This is a genomic window from Burkholderia sp. E168m23 (assembly GCF_016586125.1).
Lineage (GTDB): Bacteria > Pseudomonadota > Gammaproteobacteria > Burkholderiales > Burkholderiaceae > Burkholderia > Burkholderia orbicola.
The window spans coordinates 1-2,286 of sequence record NZ_BCPP01001059.1; the positions used below are offsets into that span (position 1 = coordinate 1).

4 protein-coding genes are annotated in these 2,286 nt (G+C 69.5%); 1 reads left to right on the forward strand and 3 read right to left on the reverse strand.

Annotated features, from left to right (window positions below; genetic code table 11):
* Positions 1-62 precede the first annotated feature (62 nt).
* Both JMF90_RS33980 and JMF90_RS33985 read right to left on the reverse strand, forming a co-directional pair.
* Positions 63-641 (reverse strand): hypothetical protein, encoded by a 579-nt coding sequence (locus tag JMF90_RS33980; RefSeq protein WP_011548350.1) that lies wholly within the window; start codon positions 639-641, stop codon positions 63-65.
* 49 nt (positions 642-690) lie between these two features.
* Positions 691-1,155: a GNAT family N-acetyltransferase gene (locus JMF90_RS33985; protein ID WP_041489423.1), complete on the reverse strand. Its 465-nt coding sequence runs from the start codon at positions 1,153-1,155 to the stop codon at positions 691-693.
* 150 nt (positions 1,156-1,305) lie between these two features.
* Between JMF90_RS33985 and JMF90_RS33990 the strand changes: the two genes are divergently transcribed.
* Positions 1,306-1,944 (forward strand): LysE family translocator, encoded by a 639-nt coding sequence (locus JMF90_RS33990; protein ID WP_011548348.1) that lies wholly within the window; start codon positions 1,306-1,308, stop codon positions 1,942-1,944.
* 116 nt (positions 1,945-2,060) lie between these two features.
* Here the strand turns inward: JMF90_RS33990 and JMF90_RS40415 are convergent.
* Positions 2,061-2,286, reverse strand: a 226-nt coding sequence (locus JMF90_RS40415) for a hypothetical protein (protein WP_236598093.1), incomplete at its 5' end; no start/stop codon positions are given.

The window sequence follows — 2,286 nt, forward strand, 5'->3', positions numbered from 1 at the left end:
CGCGGCGCGTCGCGTCGCGTTGAAAAACGGCACCACCGCGCGGGCGTGGCGGCGCGCAGCCTTCAGTCTTTGCGTTTCCACTGCCCGAACGACACTGGCCGGTGCGCGTCGGCGCGCGTGACGGTGACGTGGTCGGGCTGGTCGTCGAGCGGAAACGATTCGGTGACGATCTGGTTCGAAAAGAGCCAGCCGTGCGTGCGCGGGTCGTAGCGGAACGTGATGTAGTCGGTCCAGTGCTGGCCGCACGCGACGAAGTTCTGCACGGTGAAATAGCGGCCCTTCACCGACAAGCCGTTGTCGGCGGCATCTTCAGGATCGAACGGGTCGCACTGGCCGCCTTCGTTCGCACGCAGCACGACCTGGTCGTTGCGGGCGGCGAGCCGGTAGGTGTGGTCGGCCTGTTCCTCGTAGATCAGCAGCGGGCGCGGCGATGGTTGGTCGCGCGTGTCGACCGCGCGATGCACGACGACGAGAAAGCTGTGGCGTCCGTTGTCGACATCGGGGCCGGCTTGCGCGAGCAGCGGCTGGTAGCCGGGTGGCAGGTGCGCGGCGATCGACTTCGGCAGGGTGTCGGCGCGGACGCTGAGCGGGAATGCGGCAAGCAGCGGGAGCAGCAGGGCGGAAAGGCGAAGAGCGCGCATGGCGGGCGGTCCGGTCGAAAGGAGAAAAAGGGGGATGAGCCGCGCGACGTTACAGATCGCGCCCGAGAAAGTCCGTGCCCGGCACCGGATTGAACGCGACGGGCGGCGCGGGCGTGAAGCCGAGCGACGCATACAGTTGCCGGGCGGCGACGAACTCGGGCAGCACGTCGAGGCACATGCGCGCGTAACCGGCCGCCTTCGCGTCGCGCAGCAGCCGTTCGACGAGCTGGCGGCCGACGTTCAGCCCGCGTGCGTCGGGCCGCACGTACACGCGCTTCATCTCGCAGGTCGCCGCGTCGATTTCGCGGAACGCCGCGCAGCCGACCACGCGCTCGCCGCGCCACGCGAGCAGCAGCTGCCCGCGCGGCGCCGCGTATTTGCCGGGCAGCGCGGCGATTTCCGGCTCGTAGTCCTGGAAAGCGAGGCTGACGGTCGGGCTCGCGACGTACTCGCGAAAGATCGCTTCGACGGCGGCGGCATCGTCGGGATAGCGGGCGGCGCGGATCGCGATCATGGGGCGGCGCGAGATGACAGGAAAGAGGGCCAGCATAGCAGCGCACGGCCGCTTTCGGCCATGCGCGAAGCGTGCCAGAATCAGCGGCTCGACCGTCGGAAACGACACGCAGGCGCCGGCGCAGCGGCGTCGCTCACCCAGGAGACTTCGATGACCGCATCGGCTGCCGTACTCGCCATCCTCGCTGCGCTGTTTCTCGGCGCGATGATTCCGGGCCCGAGCTTCGTGCTGGTGGCCCGCAACTCGATCGGGCTATCGCGCCGCGACGGGCTGGCCACCGCACTCGGCATGGGCATCGGCGGCATCGTGTTCGGCGGCGTCGCGCTGGCCGGGCTTTACACGCTGCTGCAGGCCGTCGAATGGCTGTATGTGGGCCTCAAGGTCGCGGGCGGCGTGTACCTGATCTACATGGCGTCGAAGATCTGGCGCGGCGCCGACCGGCCGATCGCGATGGACGATCCGCAGGCGATGGCCGGCGGCAGCGCGCGCAAGTCGTTCTGGACCGGCCTCACGACCCAGCTCAGCAACCCGAAGACGGCGATCTGGTACGGCAGCATCTTCGCGGCGCTGCTCCCGCAGCACCCGCCGCTGTGGTGCTATCTCGCGCTGCCGCCGCTCGTGTTCGCGGTCGAATTCGGCTGGTACACGCTCGTCGCGCTGTGCTTCTCGACGCGCCGGCCGCGCGAACTCTACCTGCGCGCGAAGAAGTGGGTCGACCGCATCGCGGCCGGTGCGATCACGCTGCTCGGGCTGCGGCTGATCCTGAATGCGCCGAAAGCGGGGATCTGAGCGCTTCTCTTTCTCTATCAACACGTGGTGGCGGCCGGCCGTGGCCGTCGCCGGTTAGCGGCGGGCACCGCCCGCGCCGTTCGCCCGAGCGCGCATCGGCGTCCCGAATTCCAGGATTACCGGTTCATCGTCAGGCCATGGTCAGGCGCGGCTTGCGGAATGCCCGCCCCCCGTCGTGGCGGCTCGGCCCCTTCATCGTTCACGCCGGGTCGGCGCTGCAAACACACACGCATGGCTTCCCGATGGCGCGGCCGCTCGCCAGCCGCCGCCTCCCGTGTTTCCCGCTCGTCACCACCGTCCGCCGAGCCTTGCGCGACGGGCCTTCGCGTGTATCGCGCGGCA